The organism is Arthrobacter sp. MYb23 (assembly GCF_002979775.1).
GTDB lineage: Bacteria > Actinomycetota > Actinomycetes > Actinomycetales > Micrococcaceae > Arthrobacter.
Genome location: NZ_PCPR01000021.1, coordinates 1 through 19,273, shown reverse-complemented (window position 1 = coordinate 19,273; position 19,273 = coordinate 1). Strand labels below are relative to the sequence as shown.

Here is a 19,273-nt window from a genome sequence, read left to right as displayed (position 1 = left end):
AAAGGCGTCTCACGGCACGTAGAGTGATTACTGCAGGACGGCGAAAGCCCCTGCTCAAAGGCCGCTCCGGAGTGCGTATCCCCCAATAACGCACTCCGGAGCTCTTTTATTTAAGCGACGCTTTGAAGAGTGCCGCCAGCACCTTCTTTGACGCGAGAACGGCCCCGACACACCTTGAGCAAGGCGTGTCGGGGCCGTTTCGATTTCATAGTGGGTGGTGGCGGTACGGCTAGCGAGAAGCGCACGACGCCGGCGCCCGGGTTGGGCAGCGCAGGCTCACCTGTCAGCGGATCACCAAGTCAGCCGGCACCCGGGTTGGGCGGCGCCGGTCACCTGTCAGCGGCTCACCACGTCAGCCGGTCACCTGTCAGGACCTCACCGGACGAACGTGTACAGCAGCGCTGCCATCCCGAAGCCCACAATGGAGAGCACAGTTTCCAGCACGGTCCACGTCTTCAGGGTGTCCTTGACTGACATGTTGAAGTACTTGGAGATGATCCAGAATCCGCCGTCGTTCACGTGGCTGGCGATGATGGAGCCGGAGGAAATGGCCACCACAATCAATGCGAGCTGTGGCTGCGAGTACCCGGAGGCGAGGCTGGGTGCCAGGATGCCGCCAGTTGTCACAATGGCCACCGTGGCCGAGCCCTGGGCGATGCGCATGCCGGCACTGATCACGAATGCGGAGAGGATGATGGGAAGCCCTGCCTGGGACAGTGAATCCGCTACGGCCTTGCCAACACCGGTGGCGGAAAGGACCGCACCGAAGAACGCACCGGCACCAACAACCAGCAGGATCATGCCCACAGGTCGTAACGAAGAGCCCGTGATTTCGCTGAGTTCGGCGGAGGTCATTCCGCGACGGGTTCCCAGGAGCCACATGGCCAGGAGCACAGCAACTGTCAGAGCAATTGCGGGGTTGCCGAAGAACTGGAGGATGTCGCGGAACGTGCCTGCAGGGGCAAAGATGTTGCCGAAGGTGCCGCCGAGGATGAGGATCATGGGCAAGCCAATGGCCAGCAGGACCAACCCGATGGACGGCTCGTTGCCCTTGGCCTGATCAGATTCCGGAACGATCCGGTCCTCCGGCACGGAAACCATCACGCGCTTGCCAATGTACGTGCCCCACAGGATGCCCGAAGCGAACCAAGCGGGGATGCCGCAGATGAGGCCCATGAGGATGATCCACCCGAGGTCCACACCGAACAGTCCGGCCGCAGCAACGGGGCCGGGGTGCGGCGGAAGGAACGCGTGCGTCACGGAGAGACCAGCCAGCAGCGGCAGGGCGTACAGGGCCAACGACTTGCCGCCACGGATCGCGGCAACGTAGACCAACGGCGCCAGGACGAAGATGCCGATGTCGAAGAACACCGGGATACCCAGCACAAAGCCGGTGATACCCATGGCAAGCGGGGTGCCCTTTTCGCCGAAGATCTTCACCAGCCTTCCGAGGAGCACTTCCGCACCGCCGGAACGTTCCAGGATGGCACCGAGGACAGTGCCGAGGCCGATGATCACCGTGATGTGGCCAAGGATGCCCGCGAAGCCTTTTTCAATGAGGGCGTCGCTGCTCTTGGTGGCTGAGCCCACCAGGGCTTCCACGGAGATCCCTCCCACCAGGGCCACGATCACACCGGTTCCCACCAGGGCGATGAACGGTTCGAGCTTGACCTTGATGATCAGGAACAGCAGCAGGGCAATGCCGGCACCTGCCAGGAGGAGCAGGCCGGCGGTATCGTGCCGCAGCCATTCAAGAAATTCATTCATGGGCGTTTCTTTCTGGGTGAGTCCTACTTGAGGGTGCCGGTGAAGGCGGCGGCACGTGCCGCGATGTCTGCCCAGTCACCTGCGGCAACTGCTGCGGGCGGGACCACGCTGGTGCCGCAGCAAACTGCGGCAGCACCGGCGTCGAGGTAGCTCTTGGCGTTGGAGGCGTCGATGCCTCCCGAAGGCAGCAAGCGGATGCCCGGATACGGGCCCTGCAAGTCCTTCAGGTACGCCGGGCCGAGCTGCCGGGCGGGGAAAATCTTGACGGCGGCGGACCCCAGGTCCAGGGCCTGCGCCACCTCGGTGGGAGTCATGGCACCGAGGCTGAAGGGAACTCCGGCGGCGACCGCGACGGCGGCAACTTCCGGGCGGAGGCCGGGCGTCACCAGGAACTGCGCACCGGCGTCGATGGCTGCGCGGGCTTGGTCGGCGGTCATCACGGTTCCGATTCCGACGGCGGCACCATGCTCCGCGGCTGTCTCCGCCGCGCGCTTGACGTGCTTGAGCACATCCGGGGTGGTGAACGTGAGTTCCACGCTGCGGATGCCGCCGTCGGCCAGTGCCCGGCAAAGGTCCGCGGCGTCGGTGATGGACGGCGCGCGGACCACGGCCAGGGTGCGGTCGGCTTCGAGCTGCTGGAGGAATTGTTCGGGGGTCATTGCTGTCCTTCTCGGGTGAGGCCGTCGTGGTGTCTGCGGAGGGCGCGGCCGGCACGGGCGCCGGTGGGTTTGCCGCCGTCGATCGCTGCCGTGCCGTTGACAAACACGTATTGGATGCCGCTGGCGGCTTGGCGGGGATTCTCAAAAGTGGCTTCGTCGCGAATGGTTACGGGATCGAAGAGCACGACGTCGGCCGCGTAGCCTTCGCGGACCAGTCCCCTCTTGTGGAGCTTGAGTCTTGCGGCGGGGCGGCCGCTGAGGTGGTGGACCGTTTCCTCGAGGCTGAGCAGTCCGAGGTCCCGTGAGTAGTGGCCGAGGTAGCGCGGGAACGTTCCCCAGGCACGGGGGTGTGGCTTGGCGCCGACCAGAAGCCCGTCGCTGCCGCCGGTGTGGGTGCGGTGCTTCATGATGGCCTGGACGTTTTCCTCGTGACCCACGTGCTGCAGGATTCCAGTGCCGAGGCGGTCATCCGTGAGGATCTGCGCGAAGACATCGAAGGGTTCCTGCTTGGTCTCCGCAGCGATGTCCCTAACGGTCTTGCCCACGTGGCCTGCGAGCGCCGGGTTCTGGACGCCGCTGATTTCCAGGGTGTCCCACTCGGCAACCACGCCGTGGCAGCCGTCGGAGCCGTAGACCTCCACGGATTCTTGGATGCGCGCGCGGGTTTCCGGGTCTGCCAGGCGAGCCAGCGTGGCCTCGGTTCCGCCGGACGAAGCCCAGCTGGGCAGGATCGCCGAGAGCGTGGTGGCTCCCGGGAGGTAAGGGTAGGTGTCCAGGGTGATGTCCACACCTTGGTCCAAGGCTTCATCGATCAGGTCCAGCAGTTCCCCGGCGCGGCCCTTGTTCTCCGCGAAGTTCATGGTGGCGTGGGACAGATGCAGTGCGCATGCCGTGTCGCGGCTCAGCCCGATCATCTCGGCGTAGGCTGCGAGCGCACCTTTGCCGTAGGAGCGGTGATGCGGCGCGTAGAAGCCACCCAGTTCGCCCACGGTCCGGCAGAGCCCGGCGAGTTCCTCGGTCCGTGCGTACATGCCCGGCGTGTAGGTCAGGCCCGAGGACATTCCCACGGCCCCCTCCTCCATCGCCGTACGGATGACATCCTGCATCTGCTGCTGTTGCCCGGGCGTGGGGTCGCCTTCGGCGAATCCCATCACCATGGCCCGGACAGTTCCTTGAGGTACCAGGTAGGCGGCGTTGGTGGCGATGCGGCCTCCGTCCTGTTCCCCGTTGCTTTCTTCAAACCTGTCCAGGCGGTCGAGGTACTCCCCCACGGTCCGCCAGTTCCAGTCAAACTCGGCCGGATTGTCGTTCCAGCCGGCGATCTTCTCCCGGACACCAGCCAGCGTGGCATCGTCCACGGGCGCGTAGGACAGGCCGTCCTGGCCCAGTAATTCCGTGGTGACGCCTTGGCTGAGCTTGGCGTAGTGGTCCCTGTTCACCAGCAGTTGCAGGTCCGAATGTGCGTGCATGTCGATGAATCCGGGGCTCAGGACCAGGCCGGTGGCATCGATGACGCGGTCAGTGCCGGTTTCCGCTGCGGTGAGCGTTCCGGCGTCGAGCGTTCCGGCGAGAGTTCCGGCGTCGGCGATGGCGGCAATCACTGCGCCGTCCAGCAGGACGTCCGCGCGGCGGCGGTCCGCCCCGGTTCCGTCCACCAGGGTGGCGTTGCTGATGAGGGTCTTCATGGCGGGGATCCTAGAAGAAGGTATGGATGAGGTCGACGACGGTATGGTCGCCGGTAGCTTCGGCAGACGCACCGCCGGCGAGGACCGGGATGACGGTCCATTTGTCGAACGCGGTGCAGGGGTGGGACAGGCCCAGCCGGACCACGTCGCCGGGCCGGACGATGGTGGTGTTGGAGTCGTACGTCATGAAGCTGTGTTGGTCATTGACCGAGATGATTTCTGCGCCAATCAGGGGCGTCATGGCTCCTCCCAACACCGGGCCGATGAACTGTGGTTCGGGCAACCCTTCGTCGAAGGGGAGGTCTCGTTTGCCGGCGTCGAGGATGGCCAGGCCGGGTTCGGTCTGCGAAACAACGCGCGCCCAGCCGTGCATCCCTGCGGTGAAAGGCTGGTCGCCTTCACGGGAGAACGGCGAGATTCCGCGGTAGAAGCCGTCGTCGTGGATGATGTAGGCGCCGCTGCGGATCATGAGATCCACGCGGTAGCCCGAGCCGCTGCTGATGTACGGCGACAGAACTGAGACAACGTCGTCAAAGTAGGCGCTTCCCCCGGCTGTGAGGATCACCTCGCTGGAGCCGTACAACCCTTCGGCAAGCAAACCCTCGTGAAGCAGTCCCATCTGGGCAAGGTAGCCCCGGACGGCGGCCAGTCCGGCGTCGTCCGCTGTGTGCGCGAGCGAGCCTTCATAACCGCTGACGCCCACCAAGCGCAGGTTCGGCGAGGCAGAAATAGCACGGGCCACGTCCAAGGCAGCGTCCACGCCGCGCGCGCCGGTCCGGCCACCGTGGGCTCCAAGTTCCACCAGGACGTCCAGGACGGCATCGCTGCCGGTGAGGGTCTGGTTGATGACGTCCACGGTTCCCAGGGAGTCGATCCAGGACAGGATGGTGGTGTCCGCGGGCTGACTAGCAACCCACTGGATTGCGTGCGGATCGGTGAGGCTGTTGGCCAGTTGGAGGTTCCGCACACCGAACTCACGGGCCACGCGGAGCTGTGCGAAGTTGGCCAGCGTGATGCCCCAGGCGCCCCGGTTGAGCTGCTCGGTCCAGAGTTGGGGAGACATGGTGGTCTTGCCGTGCGGGGCGAGGAGGACGCCGTGGCGATCGCACCATTCAGCCAAACGATCAGCATTGGCCCGGAGCGCGGCGGCGTCGAGGGTGAGCAGCGGCGTCTGGAGGTCGGCCAACGTGTGTTTGGCGGCGAGGAAGTCCGCGTGGGTGGTCCCGTTCGCGGATGCGGGCATCGCTTTGTGGCGCCAGTCGAGACGGCGTTCAGCCAGGCCCGCCACGGCAGATGCCGAGATGGCTTCGGAAATGTTCACGCGTTTGGTTCCCTTCGCGGTGCTGCGTTGTTGAAGCTGCGTTGTGGGGTTGTTGGGTGAGCTCTGCTTGCGTTGCGTATTTTGCAACGCTGGTTGCAAACCTGCTGGTGATATGTCTAACATGGTGGCGGATCGAGAGTCAAGGCCGCTGCGAAGCGCACGAACTAGTGGGAGAACGATGCTTTCAGCTGTATGCGTGGGCGAAACCATGGCCATGCTTACCCCTGCCCACGCCGTCCCCCTGCACCTGGCAAACGAGCTTCACTTCGGGATCGGCGGCGCTGAATCCAACGTCGCCATGGGCCTCGCAGCCATGGGCTTGGACACCCACTGGGTCAGCCGGGTTGGCCACGACGGATTCGGCACCCGCATCCTCCACGAGCTTCAGGATCACGGAGTAGGCACCTCCGGCGTCGAGGTGGACCACTCCCTGCCCACCGGCCTCTACGTGAAGGTCCCGGCCCAGGACTCAGACCCCGACGGCGGCAGCTCGGTTTTGTACTACCGGCAAGGATCCGCGGCGTCAGCCATGGGTCCCGGCACACTGTCCAATCCCGCCGTTTCCTCCTTGCTGGAAAACGCTGCACTGATCCACTTGAGTGGGATCACCGCCGCACTCTCCCCCGAGTGCCTTTCACTGCTGGAAGCCATCCTGACGGAGCCAAGAAACGGCAGGACCATCAGCTTCGACGTCAACTGGCGTGAAGCTCTCTGGGCAGGCCAGGACCGATCCGTGCTGCAGCGGCTGGCGAACATGGCCGACGTCGTGCTTGTTGGAAAAGACGAAGCCGAACACGCCTTCGGCACCACCGACGAAGCCGAACTCCGCCGCATGATGCCCGATCCGCAGGTGCTGGTCATCAAGAACGAGGCAATCAGCGCCATCTCTTTGGACCGGAGCGGCATCCGGGAAGAAGTGCCCGCGCTGTCCGTCGCCGTCGTCGAGCCCGTTGGTGCGGGTGACTCATTCGCTGCCGGGTACCTCAGTGGCATGTTGTTCGGACTCGGCCAAAAAGAGAGCCTCCGCCGCGGGCATGTTGCTGCGGCGTGCACCCTGACGGTCCACGGTGATCGCGGTCCGCTGCCCCACGCCGCCGAGCTTGCAGCCATCCTCGATTCTTCGGATGACGTTTGGGCTGCTATCCATGTTGAAGACGGACAATTCAACACCAGAACCGGAGCGTGACACCGTGAGCCAAAGCCTCATGCGGGCCATCGACCTGCTCGGCGAACTCGCCGCCAAACCCGCAACCCTGGACGAGCTGGCTTCCAAGGCCGCCGTCCACAAAACCACCGTGATGCGGCTGCTGCACGCCATGGAGGAAAAACGCTTCGTGGTCCGCGACGAAGATCAGCGCTTCATGCTCGGTTCCAAGCTCTTTGAACTGTCCTCGCTGGCCCTGGAACAGCGGGACATCCGCAAAGTGGCGCACCCGCATCTGGCCGAACTCAACGGCCGCACGGGACACACCGTGCACCTCGCCGCCTTTGAAGGGAATGAGGTGGTGTACATCGACAAATTCGAATCGCACCACCCCGTCCGCATGTACTCGCGCATCGGCCTGACAGCATCGCTGCACTCGGCCGCTGTGTCCAAAGTCCTCCTCGCCGATATGCCGCGCAGCCGGCAGGAAAAGATCGCCGCGGGGCTGGACTACGTGAAAGTTACCGAGAACACCCTGACCTCACCAGAGGCCCTCCTGGCCGAACTGGAACAGGTCAAGGAACAGGGCTGGGCTCACGACAACGCCGAGCACGAAGCGTTCGTGCACTGCATCGCGGCCCCCATCCGCGACGCCAGCGGCGCCGTTGTAGCCGCAGCCTCTTGTTCGGTACCGGTAGTGATGCTCAGCTATGAAGGCTTGCTCGAGCTGCTGCCCGACCTCAAAGCCAGCACCGAGGCTGTCTCCAACGACCTCGGCTGGATCAGCCACGAAAGGAACTCAGCATGAGTGAAAAGACCGTAGTACTGACCGACAACGCCCCCGCCCCGGCGCACGTATTCTCGCAGGGCATCAAGAAGGGCGGCATGTTCCAGGTCTCCGGCCAGGGCCCCATGGACCCCGCCACCAACCAGTACATCGGCGAGGGCGACGTCCGCGTCCAGACCCGCCGCACCCTGGAAAACGTCAAGGCCATCCTCGAAGCCGGCGGCTCCTCCGTTGAAGACGTCCTCATGTTCCGCGTCTACCTCACCACCCGCGACGACTTCGCCGCAATGAACGACGTCTACGGCGAGTTCATCCGCGAAAACGTGCCCAGCGGTCAGCTGCCCAGCCGAACCACCGTGTTCGTGGACCTCCCGCACGAGGTCATGCTGGTGGAGATCGACGCCCTGGCAGTCACTGCCTAACCCTCTCTCACCTCCCACGGGCTTCAAGCGATCCCTCTCTCACAGTCCACGGGGAAAGCTCGACGGCGGCACTCACCTTAGGTGCCGCCGTCGAGCCTTAAGGGGTGGTTGGCCTCCGGTCCATGTGCCGCCACCACCCACTTTGATTCTCCCAACAGGGCAACACGCCGCGAAGGCCGGCGTGTCGCCGCTTCTTCGGGCTCAAACTTTGGTGGTGGCGGCACGCCCTACTTTTGAAAACGCAGCTTCCATGGCGTGAGCGCGGACTCCAACTGTTCACGGAGATTCATTTTGGAAGCCCCTTCCACGCGTTCTTCAAAGTGGATGGGTACCTCAGCGATTTTCAGGCCTTGCCGGGCTGCCCGGTAATTCATCTCAACCTGGAACGAGTACCCGTCACTTCGAACTGACGCGACGTCAATCTTCTTCAACGCAGAAGCCGTCCACGCCTTGAAACCCGCCGTTGCATCTTTGACCTTCAAACCCAAGATCGTGCCTACATAAAAGTTGGCCCAAGCTGAGAGCGCCTTGCGATGCCACGGCCATTCTTCAGCGGTGGAACCGCCTGCAACATACCGGGAGCCGATGACCAGAGCGGTGTCGGAATTGCGGAGAAGATTCAACATCGGGGGGATGGCCGAGACAGGGTGTGACAGGTCTGCGTCCATTTGGATGACAACGTCGGAACCTTCGGCTAGAGCACGGGTCATGCCTGCCACATATGCCCGGCCGAGCCCATCCTTCTCTTTCCTGTGGAGAACCGATACCGTTCCGCCGGATTCTTCTGCCAGCTTGTCAGCAACTGCACCGGTGCCATCCGGCGAATTGTCATCCACAACCAGCACGTTGAGATTCTGCATTCCCAGTGAGCGGAGCTGGGCAACAAGAACGGGCAAGTTTTCCCGCTCATTGTAAGTAGGCACAACAACGGTGATTTTCGGATATTCAGCAGTCAAAACGTAAGTCCCCAATTCGGTTTCGTATGTAGCCCAAGCGTGGTGCTGGTTTGCACACATGGTTGGCCCAGTAAGTCTATTGATCCGGCGGCTGCAATATAAAAGGCGAAGCACGGGCCCGGGAGCCGAGGACCCATGTACGGTCACCACCCACTTTGAAGCTAAGACCACCCCAACACGCCGCGAAGACCGGCGTGTCGCCGGGGAGCAGCGCTCAAAGAAGGTCAGGAAGCGACGCGCCGGCCAACAACCGACGCCGGGACCGCCGGGACACGCTGCCGCTTGGCGTACACCCGGGCCCGTTGGCTGGACAGGGCCAAGAGCACCAGGATGTCGGTGGCCAGACCGGAGAGGCCCGCTTCGAGGGTGATATTTGCGCTGCCGGTGGCGTAGTCGATTGCCTGAACCAGGATGGAGATGGAACTCAGTCCCATGGCAATCACGCGGGCTCCGTTGCTGCCCAGGAAAATGCGCCAGGCCAGGAAAACTTCACCCAGCCCGAACACCAGGACCACGGCCGCTATCAAGGCGATGGCCGCCGTCGTGCTTTCCGGGTCTGAGGTGGCGTAATCCACGGTGAGTCCGGATATTTCACCGCCGGAGGTGAACAACGTGATGGCAAGTACCAGTGCCGCCACCGCCCTCGCCACAACCAGTGCGGCGCCCATGATGATGGGAGCGGGCCGCCGGTCCCTGCTATCCGTCCGGCCGGGCGGCTGATCCGAGGGGACTTGGACGCGGCGTGCGTCGACGATCGGCAGGTCGCCGTCGGTGGAAATGGAGTCACCGCCGCCGTTGCGCGTGTGATATCCCGTGGAGAAATCCTCGATGACCTGGACCGAGACGGCCGGCTCAGCGGCCGAAACTGTCGAAACGATGTGGTCCCGTTCCACGTCAGTGTTCTGCTCAATTTTGTGCGTGATCTGAAGGGTGAAGAGAGAGAAGCCGACGCTGCGGTCGTAGGTGCCTGCCGCGAGCCAATCCACTTTGTGGCCGCCCGGGAGAAGCCAGCCCTCGGGGCAACGCCAGAAGCGGACGTGGTGGCGTTTGCCGGGGGTGTTGTTGACCTCTTGCTGGTAGGCGAAATCCTGCTGCCGATCGAAAAGGTACAGGGGGCTCACCGGTGCCTCCGTGTAGCTTTGCCGGAAGATGGTGGAGCTGATGATGCGCCTGCTGCTGGCGAAAGTGACGTCGTCGGCCATGGTCCATCCGGCGGCCCGCATGATCGCGTGAATCTTGGGTTCGGTCCCCAGCAACGCGACATTGACGGGGTCACCCAACAGGCCGTCACTGGTCCGGGCGCGGCCAATGAAGTATCCCGGAACGTAAATGGTGGTCAGGATCCGGTGCAGCCTGGGCAACAGCAGATACGCGAGGAAGGCCCAGAACACTATAGAAAACCACAGCTGCCCCCACCCCAGGTGAAAGCTCTCCCCCACCAGCAGGAACGCCAGCCACACCGCAGCTGCTCCGCCCAGGATGAAGAAGCCGTGGTCGAGCCGGCTGTCTGTGACGTCTTTGTTCGGCACCTTACCCCCCCTTGTGGCTCCCTAAGCTTCGGGCTTCCGCGGTACTTGGTACATGGTTTTGCCGGCTTAGGTCAGCAGCTTTGGCAGGTGAAGCTGCCCGTTGCTGATAAGCCATTGTAAGGACTCGCGGACCGCCTGCTCGGGTTCATATCCGGGCGCGTACCCGATGAGGGAGGCGGCCTTCTGGATGCTCATGCAGTGGTTGCGGGAGAGATGCGCCCAGCTGGAATCGGCAAACTCTGCGGTGGTGGTCCGGCGGAAATCCTCCCAGGTCACGGTTTTCATGCGGGGCTCCTGCCCGAACCAGGACGACGCTATGCTCACGTAGCCGCGAACCGTCAGGGCAGTCGGCGCAACAATGTTGAAGTCCTCCCCGGCTGCAGCATCGCGGTTGAGGATGGCTTTCTCGAAGGCCTGCGCGACGTCGTCGGCGTGCACATGGTGCATCAACTCGGTGCCGCTTCCGGGAACCTGGAGCGGCCGCCCTGAGGCAATCGTGTGCCACACTCCCGGATCCAGGTTGCCCAGCGGCCCGATCGGCAACCATCCGGGCCCCACGATGTGTCCGGGGTGGATGGATGTTGTGGCCAAGCCGCCTGAGACAGTCTCCTCCTTGAGCATCCGGGCGATGTCCCGCTTCCGGATCCCATAGTCATCAGAGGGCTCAGCAGCGGCGGCGGAGTCCGACCCCTCTGAGATGGGCAACTTTCGACTGGGACCATAACGCCAGATCGACCCGCAGTGCAGCAGATGCCCCGTCTCACCGCGCAGCCGGTCCACCAGCACCGTGGCCGACTCGAGCGTGAAGCATATGAGGTCAACAACGACGTCGGCACCCAGTCCCGCTACCCGGTCGCCAAAGATTCCCGCGCGTTCCTCGTGTTCGCGGTCCGCGGTGACCTGGCGGACCTGCTGCCATTCAGGGACGTCAGCATACGGCGGGCTGCTTCCCCGGCTGATGTTGATGACCTCGTGTCCGCCTCGTATAAGCCTGGGAACGAGGAATGAGCCAATATGGCCGCTTCCGCCGATAACAACAATTTTCATGTGTCTTCCGATCTTCACCAGTCACCGTAATGAGTGTTCTGTACCTACCGGTAGGCCCCGGGCCCCCAACGTCAACCCAGCACATAATAACGAGACTTACTTGTTCCGGGTTAGACAAACGGCAGGCTCCCCCGACTAGCATGAATAGTCCGGGTAAGCCCGGTTACGTGACCTCTTGAACGACCCCCTCGGAAGGTCGGCGTTGACGCGGCGACCACGTAAAGGAGAAAACTGTGCGGGAGCCTGCAGTCAACGAGAGCGTGTCAGAAATCAGCGAAACTCCGGAAGATCTCGCGGAGGAGACGCCACAGGAAACGCCCGATGAAACCGCAAGCGAACCGGCGGAAATCACGTTTGATGAACAGTTCTATCCGGCCCGGCCCAAGGCACTGCGGCCGATCGCCCGGCGTCGGCAGTTCTTTGCCGCCCGGCCCTCTTTGGAGTTCGATGGCCTGAACTCCACCTATGTGGACTGGCTCCGGAACCAGTCCATGCTGGGTGACGCCAACACCATGGCCCGGCAACTGTCCGGGCAGGCCAGCATGTGGCAGAACTCGTATGCCAGGCCCAACCCGCGTGCAGCGGTTGAGCGTGCACCCGTCTGGTTCACGGCTTACCCACTGTCCTTCATCACCAAGGACGGCCAGTCCTTCCTTTCAGCGCTCGGCGATCCCGCTCTCTGGGACGCGTTCAGCCAAATCGGTATCCGCGGGCTGCACACCGGTCCGGTCAAACTGGCTGGCGGCATCCGCGGATGGTCGCAGACGCCCAGCGTGGACGGGCACTTTGACCGGATCAGCATGGCGATCGATCCTGCCTTCGGTACCGAGGAAGAGTTCCGCCAAATGTGCGAGGTGGCCAATGAACACGGCGGCACCGTCATTGACGACATCGTCCCGGGGCACACCGGCAAGGGAGCGGACTTCCGTCTCGCCGAAATGAACTTCCGGGACTACCCGGGCATCTATCACATGGTGGACATCCCGGAGGAGGACTGGCACTTGCTGCCGGACGTCCCCGAGGGCCAGGACTCGGTGAACATCAGCCCGGCGGCTGAGGAAGAGCTGCAAAAGGCCGGTTACATCATCGGGCGCCTGCAGCGGGTCATCTTCTACGAGCCCGGCGTCAAGGAAACCAACTGGAGCGCCACCAAGCCCATCATCGACACCACGGGCAAGAAACGCCGTTGGGTGTACCTCCACTACTTCAAGGCCGGTCAGCCTTCCATCAACTGGCTGGACCCCACCTTCGCCGGCATGCGCCTGGTGGTTGGCGACGCCCTGCACTCATTGCTGGACCTTGGAACCGGAGCGCTCCGGCTCGACGCCAACGGATTCCTGGGCGTGGAGAAGAGCGCCGAGGAAGAACCGGGCTGGTCCGAGGGCCACCCGTTGTCCGAGGCTGCCAACCAACTGATTGGTTCCATGATCCGCAAGGTGGGCGGCTTCTCCTTCCAGGAACTCAACCTCACCATCGATGACATCAAGACCCAGTCAGAGGCCGGCCCGGACCTGTCCTACGACTTCATCACCAGGCCCGCTTATCACTACGCCCTGGTCATCGGAGATACCGAGTTCCTGCGCCTCACTCTGCGGCTTTCCAAGGAGATCGGTGTGGACCAGGCATCGTTGGTTCATGCCCTCCAGAACCACGATGAGCTGACCTATGAACTGCTCCACTTCGCGGCGGGGCACAGGGACGATGTCTTTGAGCTTGCCGGCGAGGAGCTCACCGGCGCAGAGGTGGCCGAGAAGGTCCAGAACACCATGCGGGAGCGGCTCACGGGTGAGAACGGGCCCTACAACGCGGTCTTCACCACCAACGGGATCGCCTGCACCACGGTCAGCTTCATCATGGCCGCCCTGGGCATCAAGGATCCGGATGCCATCACCAAGGAGCAGGAAGCACAGGTGCTGGACGCCCACGTGCTGTTGTCCATGTACAACGCGCTGCAGCCAGGGGTCTTCGCGCTTTCCGGCTGGGACCTCACGGGCATCACCGCCATTGACCGCGAGACGGTCAGCGAGCTCACCTCGCAGGGTGACACCCGCTGGATCAACCGTGGTGCCCACGATCTCATGGGGACCAGCCCCGATGCCAAAACCTCCTTGGCCGGCATGCCCCGCGCCAGGAGTCTCTACGGTCCGCTGCCCGATCAGCTGAAGGACCCGAATTCCTATGCCCGGCGCCTCCAGCAAATTCTCACAGTGCGGGAAGAATCGGGGATCGCCACCAGCACGCTGCTGGATGTGCCCGACGTCTCCAACCGTGGGCTGCTGGTGCTGGTCAATCAGCTCGCAGATGGAGCGCTGCAAGTCACGGTCTTGAACTTCTCGGACCAGGACATCGCCGGCAGCATCCAGTCCCCGCACCTTGTGCCGGGCGCTACCGTCCATGATTTGTTCTCCGGTGAAGAAGAAGTGGCCCAAGTTGATGACCTGTGCAGCTTCTTCCTCGAACTGCCCGCCTTCCAAGGCACGGCACTGCTGCTGAAGGACCCGGTGGTGGAGGACGAAGTCACGGAATAGAAGGCACGACGTCGGCACTTACGGTGAGTGCCGACGTCGCGCTTTGGCGTTATTCACTCCGGAAATGGCTCCCCGGAGTAAGCCCGCACCTCTTCCATGTAGATGAGCCGGCGGCCCTCTGCGCATTGTCCGACTTCTCTCGAATCAACGTCGAGACCCCCAAACGAGATGACATCTCCCATGCTGAAGACTGTTCCGTCAGGCATCACCAGGCCGGTGTCCGAGACTTTGGTGCCAGTGGGAAACAGGAAGCCGTTGCCGATGCAGCCGTCCTTGTCCGCTTCAAGTTTCAGGACCCGGAGAACATCCGGTCGCGCGTGAATGCCATCAGAGATGAGACGGTCGATCTCGGCTGTGGAAACGGCCAACTTACCTGCGCGGCCCGTGACGATGTCGGCTTCCACCGTGGGCGTCGGGGAGCCTGTTAGTACGGGAGGCAGTCCGCCCGGGGAGCCAGTTTGGGGCGCGGCATCTGGCTGTGTGACAGCGGGCGCCGCTTGGTCCGCCGGTGGAGTGATCATGGAGGACGTCACCACTACCCCGGCAACTACTGCTGCAGCTGCCGCGGCCAGCAACCCGATTCCTGCCGTCAACCGCACACGGCGACGCGCAGGCTGTTGATGAAAATCCGTGACTGACCCACCTACGGTGATGTGCTCGGCGTCAGTGTCCATGACTGCCAGGCTCTTCTGCCGGCTACGTGCCAGCTCACCTTCGGTCACCTTCAGGGCCGGGTCTGCCGCGATCAGGCGATCCATGCCGGGCGTTTCTTTCCTCTTCATCGCTGCACATCCTCTGTGGTTTGTTCCGGCCGAAGGAGCTCGCTGAGTTGCTTCCTTGCTCTGTGCAGGCGCATCCTGACGGCCGAGGCCGTGACGTTGAGCAGGTCCGAGACCTCAGCCGAGGTGAATCCGTCCCAGTAGGTCAGGAGGAGGATCTCGCGCTCCTCAGGCTTGAGCCGGCCCAGCGCTTCCGTCACCACGCCGTCGTTGGTTCCCAAGTCAGCTGTCCGCTGCCGCTCCAACTGCTGCGTAAGGTTCCGGGAACGGATGGTTGAACGGTAGTGGTTCCGGAGAACATTCCGGGCGATGCCGAACACCATCAGCACAGGCAGTTCCTGGCCCTGCCGGCACTTTTCCCACGCGATCCGGAACACTTCCGCGGTGAGGTCCTCGGCCGTGGACACACCCTCCGTTCGCCGCCGGAAGTAGCGGTACACCTTGTCGTGGCACGCCGCGTGGGCTGCCAGGAATTGCTTTTGCCTGACCGACTCCACGCGTTCCCCCTGCTCCGTTTGCACCCTCATAACCAGTTAATGTCCGGCAGCCAGGAAAATGTCACCAACTTTCAGAAAAGACCCGGAAAGCTCGACGTCGGCACCCACGGTGAGTGCCGACGTCGAGCTTTGGCGTAAATCGCTGAGGGTTAGTCGCCTACGGCGTCGCGGCCGCGGCGGAGGATGAGCGGATCGGCGTCGTAGACAACTTCGGTGTCCTTGTCCGCATAGTCGAACTGGTTGAGGAAGTGGCGCATGGCATTGATGCGGGCGCGCTTCTTGTCGTTGGACTTGATGGTGATCCACGGCGCGTGATCGGAGTCCGTGTACAGGAATGTCCGCTCCTTCGCGTCCGTGTACTCGTCCCATCGATCCAGCGATGCCAGGTCCATGGGCGAGAGTTTCCAGCGACGGACGGGGTCGATCTGGCGGATGGCGAAGCGGGTTCGCTGCTCCTGACGGGTCACGGAGAACCAGAACTTGGTGACGTGGATGCCTGCGTCCACCAGCATCTTTTCGAACACCGGGGCCTGGCCCATGAAGGTGTCGTACTCGTCGTCAGTGCAGAACCCCATCACGCGTTCAACGTTGGCGCGGTTGTACCAGGAGCGGTCGAACATGACGATCTCACCTGCGGTGGGAAGGTGCTGGATGTAGCGCTGGAAGTACCACTGGCCCTGCTCGCGATCCGAGGGTTTGGCGAGTGCCACCGTTCGGGCAGAACGTGGATCCAGGTGCTCGGTGAAGCGTTTGATGGTGCCACCTTTGCCAGCGGCGTCGCGTCCCTCAAAAACAATCACGTGCTTGAGCCCGAGGTCCTGGCCCCAGTATTGGAACTTCAACAGCTCGATCTGCAGCCGATACTTCTCAATCTCGTACTCATCGCGGGTCATCCGCCGCTCGTAGGGATAATCCTCGTTCCACGTTTCCACCGCGGATCCGCCGGGATCGATCAGGTCCGGGTCTTCCCCTTGCCCTCCGCTGATGGTGTAGCCCAACTCCACCAAATGGTCGATGGTTTCACGCAGGTTGTCCCTGACCCACCAATCGTCCAGTGAGGTCCCTGTTGGGCTCGATGGGCTTGCCTCCGTCATGCGGTGCTCCTGGTCTGTGAGTGTGCGCGGCCTGCGGGCGTCCGCCGTCTGCGGTAGTGCGCGGCAGCCTAACAGTGCTTGGTGACGGGAACATGAACGGACAAACTGAGGGCTAGCCGTGGTTGCGGCGGGCCTCCACCTGCCGGAAGAGCAGCCAGCTCAACCAGACCCCCAGAAGTATCGCGGCGCCGGGCAACAGGTCAACGGGCGCGAGTGCGCGGCCGGCGGGGAGTATTCCGAACCCGAGCCCAACAGCACCGGCCACAACAACCAGGCTGATGGCATCGGAAGCCACGTCAACTGACCTGTACCGCACCAGTTTGACCACCAGCTCTACGGCCATGATCACGACGATAGCCGCGCCCATTCCCAGCGGATAAGCACTGAAGCCCGGTACGAAGTCCTGGGATGCGGCCCACACCATGAAGGTCAGCAGACCTACGAAGAGTGCAAGCGAAGTGATGAGCGAGGCAGCGATGGTCATCAACGTCATCCGCCGGTCCTTGTCATGGCGCTTCCGGGGAATGTAGTCCCAAGCGCCACGGGTCAGCTTGGAACTGATCCACCCCGCAATCACCACCAGGACCAGCGGGACCAGGATGGGCGTGACGTAGTTGTTGCTGACCGCCCAAAGGAATGCCAGAAGTGCCGTGTAGACCTGCGGGGTGGCAACAATGCCAAGCCACCAGCCCGTCAGGAATTCCTTGCGGGCTCCGGGGAGGTCTACGGGGTGGACAAGGAACTGGGTTTCCGGGTCCGGTAACTGGACCTTTTCTTCGATGGGATTCATGACGCCCTCCACGGGACCTGCTCGATGTATGGCGGGCGAAGACCCGCTCTGGCGATTTCGTAGACCTTCTGGCGCGCCACACCGAGCTCGCTGGCTACGGTCACCGCGCTGTATTCGTCCAGGAGCCCGGCGACGGCGGCTGATCTGACTCCGGACGCCCTTGAGTTCAAATGCGCTGCGAAAATGCTGACTTCGGCTGCGAGGAGTGCGACGGCGAGGGGGCCACCGAACGGCTCTGCCCAGCCCGATTTGCCCCCCGCTGCAGCTGAATAGAGGGCGTCCCCGCAATCGGCAATGACGGCGCTGACCTGCTCCGGGGTGATGCCGCGTTCGGTAAATCTAGCGGCTGCGGCATCCCGCGAGCCATCATCCGCAGCCCGGTGTGTAAGGACCTGCTGCCACTGTGGATCGGCGACGACGGGGTTGTCACCCCGGGGTTGACTGCTCATGCATCCCATAGTGCGCCGGGATGCACCCAAGTGTCAACCCTGGGGTGACAAATCTAATCTGCGTGGGCTGCCCGGAGGGCGACCGCCCGGACGTCAATCCAGTAACGGCGGAAAGCGGTCCCATCATCGCCCGTCCGCACATCCTCGAGCAGCCCGCCACAACGCTCTATCGTCTTAGCCGATGCAGCATTGTTGTCATCACACGTCAGCAGAACGCGATCCAATTCCCCCTGAGCGGCCACCTGACTGCAGAGTTCCCGCAACGCCCAGGAAGCCGCCCCTCTCCCGCGCTGGGAGGGCCGGACTCCGTAACCAATGTGCCCACCGGAGTTCAGGAGGGCCGGAGTCAGATGATGACGGAATGCGATGGCACCCACATAACGTGAGCCCTCCGTTATCCACCGGAAGGTGCACGGAACAATACCGTTCTTCTCGGGTGCATTTTCAGCGTCCAACAGTTTGCCTACCCAATCCGCAAAAGCCTCGGCGCTGGTTACATCGTCCGCCAGGAAGACGGCGGCACCATCCTGGTGGGCACCGGCCCACTCACGGTGGGAGTCGAGAAACGACTGGTGGTAGGAGGCGTGAGGAGCGACGAGGGTAAACATGGACCGACCCTACCCGAGAGCGCTATCCCGTCAGGCACAAGGGTTTGCCGGGTTTACGGATTCGCCCGCCACAGTTTCCTATCCTGCACAGCTGCGTGCGTCTTCTGGAGTGCGGCAATGGAGGCGTCATGGGAATGCTGGGCGACTCCCACAAAGAGGCAGTCCACAATCATCATCTGCGCTATCCGGCTACCCATGGCCCCCGGCCGGAAAGGAGTCTCGCGGGCGGCCGTACTCAACACAATGCCGGCCGCCCTGCCCAATGGCGAATCAGCATGGTTGGTGATGGCGATCGTGGTGGCCCCGGCAGATTTCGCAGTTTTCAGGAAATCGATGGTGTCCAGGGTGGCCCCCGAGTGCGAGATGGCGACAGCAACGCCGTCGGCATCCTGGAGGGCGGCGGAAGCCGAGGCGGCATGCGGGTCACACCAGCTGAAAGAAGTGAGGCCTATCCGGTGCAATTTCTGCTGCATGTCCTGTCCCACCAAGCCGCCCGCTCCCACGCCGAAGATGTCGGTCTTCCGGGAACCGGACACCGCACTGACTGCCCGGGCCAACTGTTCCACATCCAGCACTTGGGCGGTATCGGCGATCGACATGGTCTCGTTGAACGCAATCTTGGACACGATGTCTTCCAGCGAATCCGCTGTGTTGATGTCCTCATAAACTTCCGCAGGCACGTCGTGAGCCGCGCTCTCGCGCGCAGTTTCGCGGGCTAGGTCCAGGCGGAGAGCAGCATAGCCGCCGTAGCCCACCTTCTTGTAGAACCGGACCACCGAGGTGGTGGACGTTCCGCATTCCTCAGCGAGGTCGCCGATTGACATGGACGCAGCACGCGAAGGATCAGACAGGACCAAGTCAGCCACGGCGCGTTCCGAGGGTCGCAGGGCTGGCAGGACGGAGCGTATGCGCAACAAGACGGTGCGTGACAACTGCGCGCTTCCCGGCATTTCCATAGTGTTCCTCCCATTGGCCCACAGCCGATTCAGGGCACCATCAATGCCTTGTCATTAAGTTACACAAGTCCACTCCTGAAGGTAAGTCATTGACGCAGTGCGGGCATACGAATACGGTCGGTGTAAGGAAAATCACAAAAGTTGTCACGCTTGCTCGCCCCCATTGAAAGGCTTTTTCATGGCACTCGACCGTAGGAAACTGCTCCATGCATCGGGGCTGGCGGCCGCTGCCGCCGTCGTGGCCCCCTTTGCCCC

18 protein-coding genes are annotated in these 19,273 nt (G+C 62.9%); 4 read left to right on the top strand and 14 right to left on the bottom strand.

Annotated features, from left to right (window positions below; all coding sequences use genetic code 11):
• Positions 1-375: 375 nt before the first annotated feature.
• From CQ020_RS18380 to CQ020_RS18365, 4 genes are read right to left on the bottom strand one after another with little or no spacing between them, the layout of a single operon-like run.
• Positions 376-1,767: a GntP family permease gene (locus CQ020_RS18380; protein WP_024818721.1), complete on the bottom strand. Its 1,392-nt coding sequence runs from the start codon at positions 1,765-1,767 to the stop codon at positions 376-378.
• A gap of 23 nt (positions 1,768-1,790) precedes the next feature.
• Positions 1,791-2,426, bottom strand: a complete 636-nt coding sequence (locus tag CQ020_RS18375) for a bifunctional 4-hydroxy-2-oxoglutarate aldolase/2-dehydro-3-deoxy-phosphogluconate aldolase (protein WP_105693155.1) — start codon at positions 2,424-2,426, stop codon at positions 1,791-1,793.
• Positions 2,423-4,111, bottom strand: a complete 1,689-nt coding sequence (locus CQ020_RS18370; protein WP_105693154.1) for an amidohydrolase family protein — start codon at positions 4,109-4,111, stop codon at positions 2,423-2,425. The genes CQ020_RS18375 and CQ020_RS18370 overlap by 4 nt, the downstream gene beginning before the upstream one ends.
• A gap of 10 nt (positions 4,112-4,121) precedes the next feature.
• On the bottom strand, positions 4,122-5,432 hold the full coding sequence (locus CQ020_RS18365; protein ID WP_105693153.1) for an alanine racemase: 1,311 nt from the start codon (positions 5,430-5,432) through the stop codon (positions 4,122-4,124).
• A gap of 178 nt (positions 5,433-5,610) precedes the next feature.
• On the opposite strand from CQ020_RS18365, the gene CQ020_RS18360 reads away from it, so the two are divergent.
• Genes CQ020_RS18360 through CQ020_RS18350 form a run of 3 tightly spaced genes read left to right on the top strand, consistent with a single transcriptional unit; the run spans position 5,611 to position 7,785 of the window.
• The gene (locus CQ020_RS18360) at positions 5,611-6,618 is read left to right on the top strand and encodes a sugar kinase (RefSeq protein WP_105693152.1); all 1,008 of its coding nucleotides are present in this window, start codon (positions 5,611-5,613) and stop codon (positions 6,616-6,618) included.
• Positions 6,578-7,384 carry an IclR family transcriptional regulator gene (locus CQ020_RS18355; protein WP_081765948.1) on the top strand — a complete coding sequence of 269 codons (807 nt, stop codon included), beginning with the start codon at positions 6,578-6,580 and terminating at the stop codon, positions 7,382-7,384. The genes CQ020_RS18360 and CQ020_RS18355 overlap by 41 nt, the downstream gene beginning before the upstream one ends.
• The gene (locus tag CQ020_RS18350; protein WP_105693151.1) at positions 7,381-7,785 is read left to right on the top strand and encodes a RidA family protein; all 405 of its coding nucleotides are present in this window, start codon (positions 7,381-7,383) and stop codon (positions 7,783-7,785) included. Before CQ020_RS18355 ends, CQ020_RS18350 begins: the two co-directional genes overlap by 4 nt.
• A gap of 227 nt (positions 7,786-8,012) precedes the next feature.
• On the opposite strand, the gene CQ020_RS18345 is transcribed toward CQ020_RS18350, so the two are convergent.
• The 3 genes from CQ020_RS18345 to CQ020_RS18335 form a co-directional block, all read right to left on the bottom strand.
• Positions 8,013-8,801, bottom strand: coding sequence for a polyprenol monophosphomannose synthase (locus CQ020_RS18345; protein ID WP_258142074.1), 789 nt, complete (start codon positions 8,799-8,801; stop codon positions 8,013-8,015).
• A gap of 164 nt (positions 8,802-8,965) precedes the next feature.
• A complete protein-coding gene (locus CQ020_RS18340; protein ID WP_105693150.1) occupies positions 8,966-10,270 on the bottom strand; it encodes an LssY C-terminal domain-containing protein in 1,305 nt (434 codons plus the stop codon).
• 66 nt (positions 10,271-10,336) lie between these two features.
• On the bottom strand, positions 10,337-11,317 hold the full coding sequence (locus tag CQ020_RS18335) for an NAD(P)-dependent oxidoreductase (protein WP_105693149.1): 981 nt from the start codon (positions 11,315-11,317) through the stop codon (positions 10,337-10,339).
• Positions 11,318-11,550: 233 nt separating this feature from the next.
• Here CQ020_RS18335 and treS point away from each other — a divergent pair, with 233 nt between their 5' ends.
• Positions 11,551-13,845, top strand: a complete 2,295-nt coding sequence (gene treS, locus CQ020_RS18330) for a maltose alpha-D-glucosyltransferase (RefSeq protein WP_105693148.1) — start codon at positions 11,551-11,553, stop codon at positions 13,843-13,845.
• 53 nt (positions 13,846-13,898) lie between these two features.
• Here treS and CQ020_RS18325 read toward each other — a convergent pair whose 3' ends face one another.
• The 7 genes from CQ020_RS18325 to CQ020_RS18295 form a co-directional block, all read right to left on the bottom strand.
• Positions 13,899-14,627, bottom strand: coding sequence for a hypothetical protein (locus CQ020_RS18325; RefSeq protein ID WP_105693147.1), 729 nt, complete (start codon positions 14,625-14,627; stop codon positions 13,899-13,901).
• On the bottom strand, positions 14,624-15,151 hold the full coding sequence (locus CQ020_RS18320; protein WP_105693146.1) for an RNA polymerase sigma factor: 528 nt from the start codon (positions 15,149-15,151) through the stop codon (positions 14,624-14,626). The genes CQ020_RS18325 and CQ020_RS18320 overlap by 4 nt, the downstream gene beginning before the upstream one ends.
• 119 nt (positions 15,152-15,270) lie before the next feature.
• A complete protein-coding gene (ppk2, locus tag CQ020_RS18315; RefSeq protein WP_024818732.1) occupies positions 15,271-16,215 on the bottom strand; it encodes a polyphosphate kinase 2 in 945 nt (314 codons plus the stop codon).
• Between the two features lie 112 nt (positions 16,216-16,327).
• Positions 16,328-17,005: a hypothetical protein gene (locus CQ020_RS18310; protein WP_105693145.1), complete on the bottom strand. Its 678-nt coding sequence runs from the start codon at positions 17,003-17,005 to the stop codon at positions 16,328-16,330.
• Positions 17,002-17,454, bottom strand: a complete 453-nt coding sequence (locus CQ020_RS18305) for a hypothetical protein (protein ID WP_105693144.1) — start codon at positions 17,452-17,454, stop codon at positions 17,002-17,004. Before CQ020_RS18305 ends, CQ020_RS18310 begins: the two co-directional genes overlap by 4 nt.
• Positions 17,455-17,507: 53 nt before the next feature.
• Entirely contained in the window at positions 17,508-18,062 is a 555-nt protein-coding gene (locus CQ020_RS18300) for a GNAT family N-acetyltransferase (RefSeq protein WP_105693143.1), read from the bottom strand.
• 53 nt (positions 18,063-18,115) lie between these two features.
• Entirely contained in the window at positions 18,116-19,012 is an 897-nt protein-coding gene (locus tag CQ020_RS18295; protein ID WP_258142073.1) for a MurR/RpiR family transcriptional regulator, read from the bottom strand.
• Between the last annotated feature and the right edge of the window lie 261 nt (positions 19,013-19,273).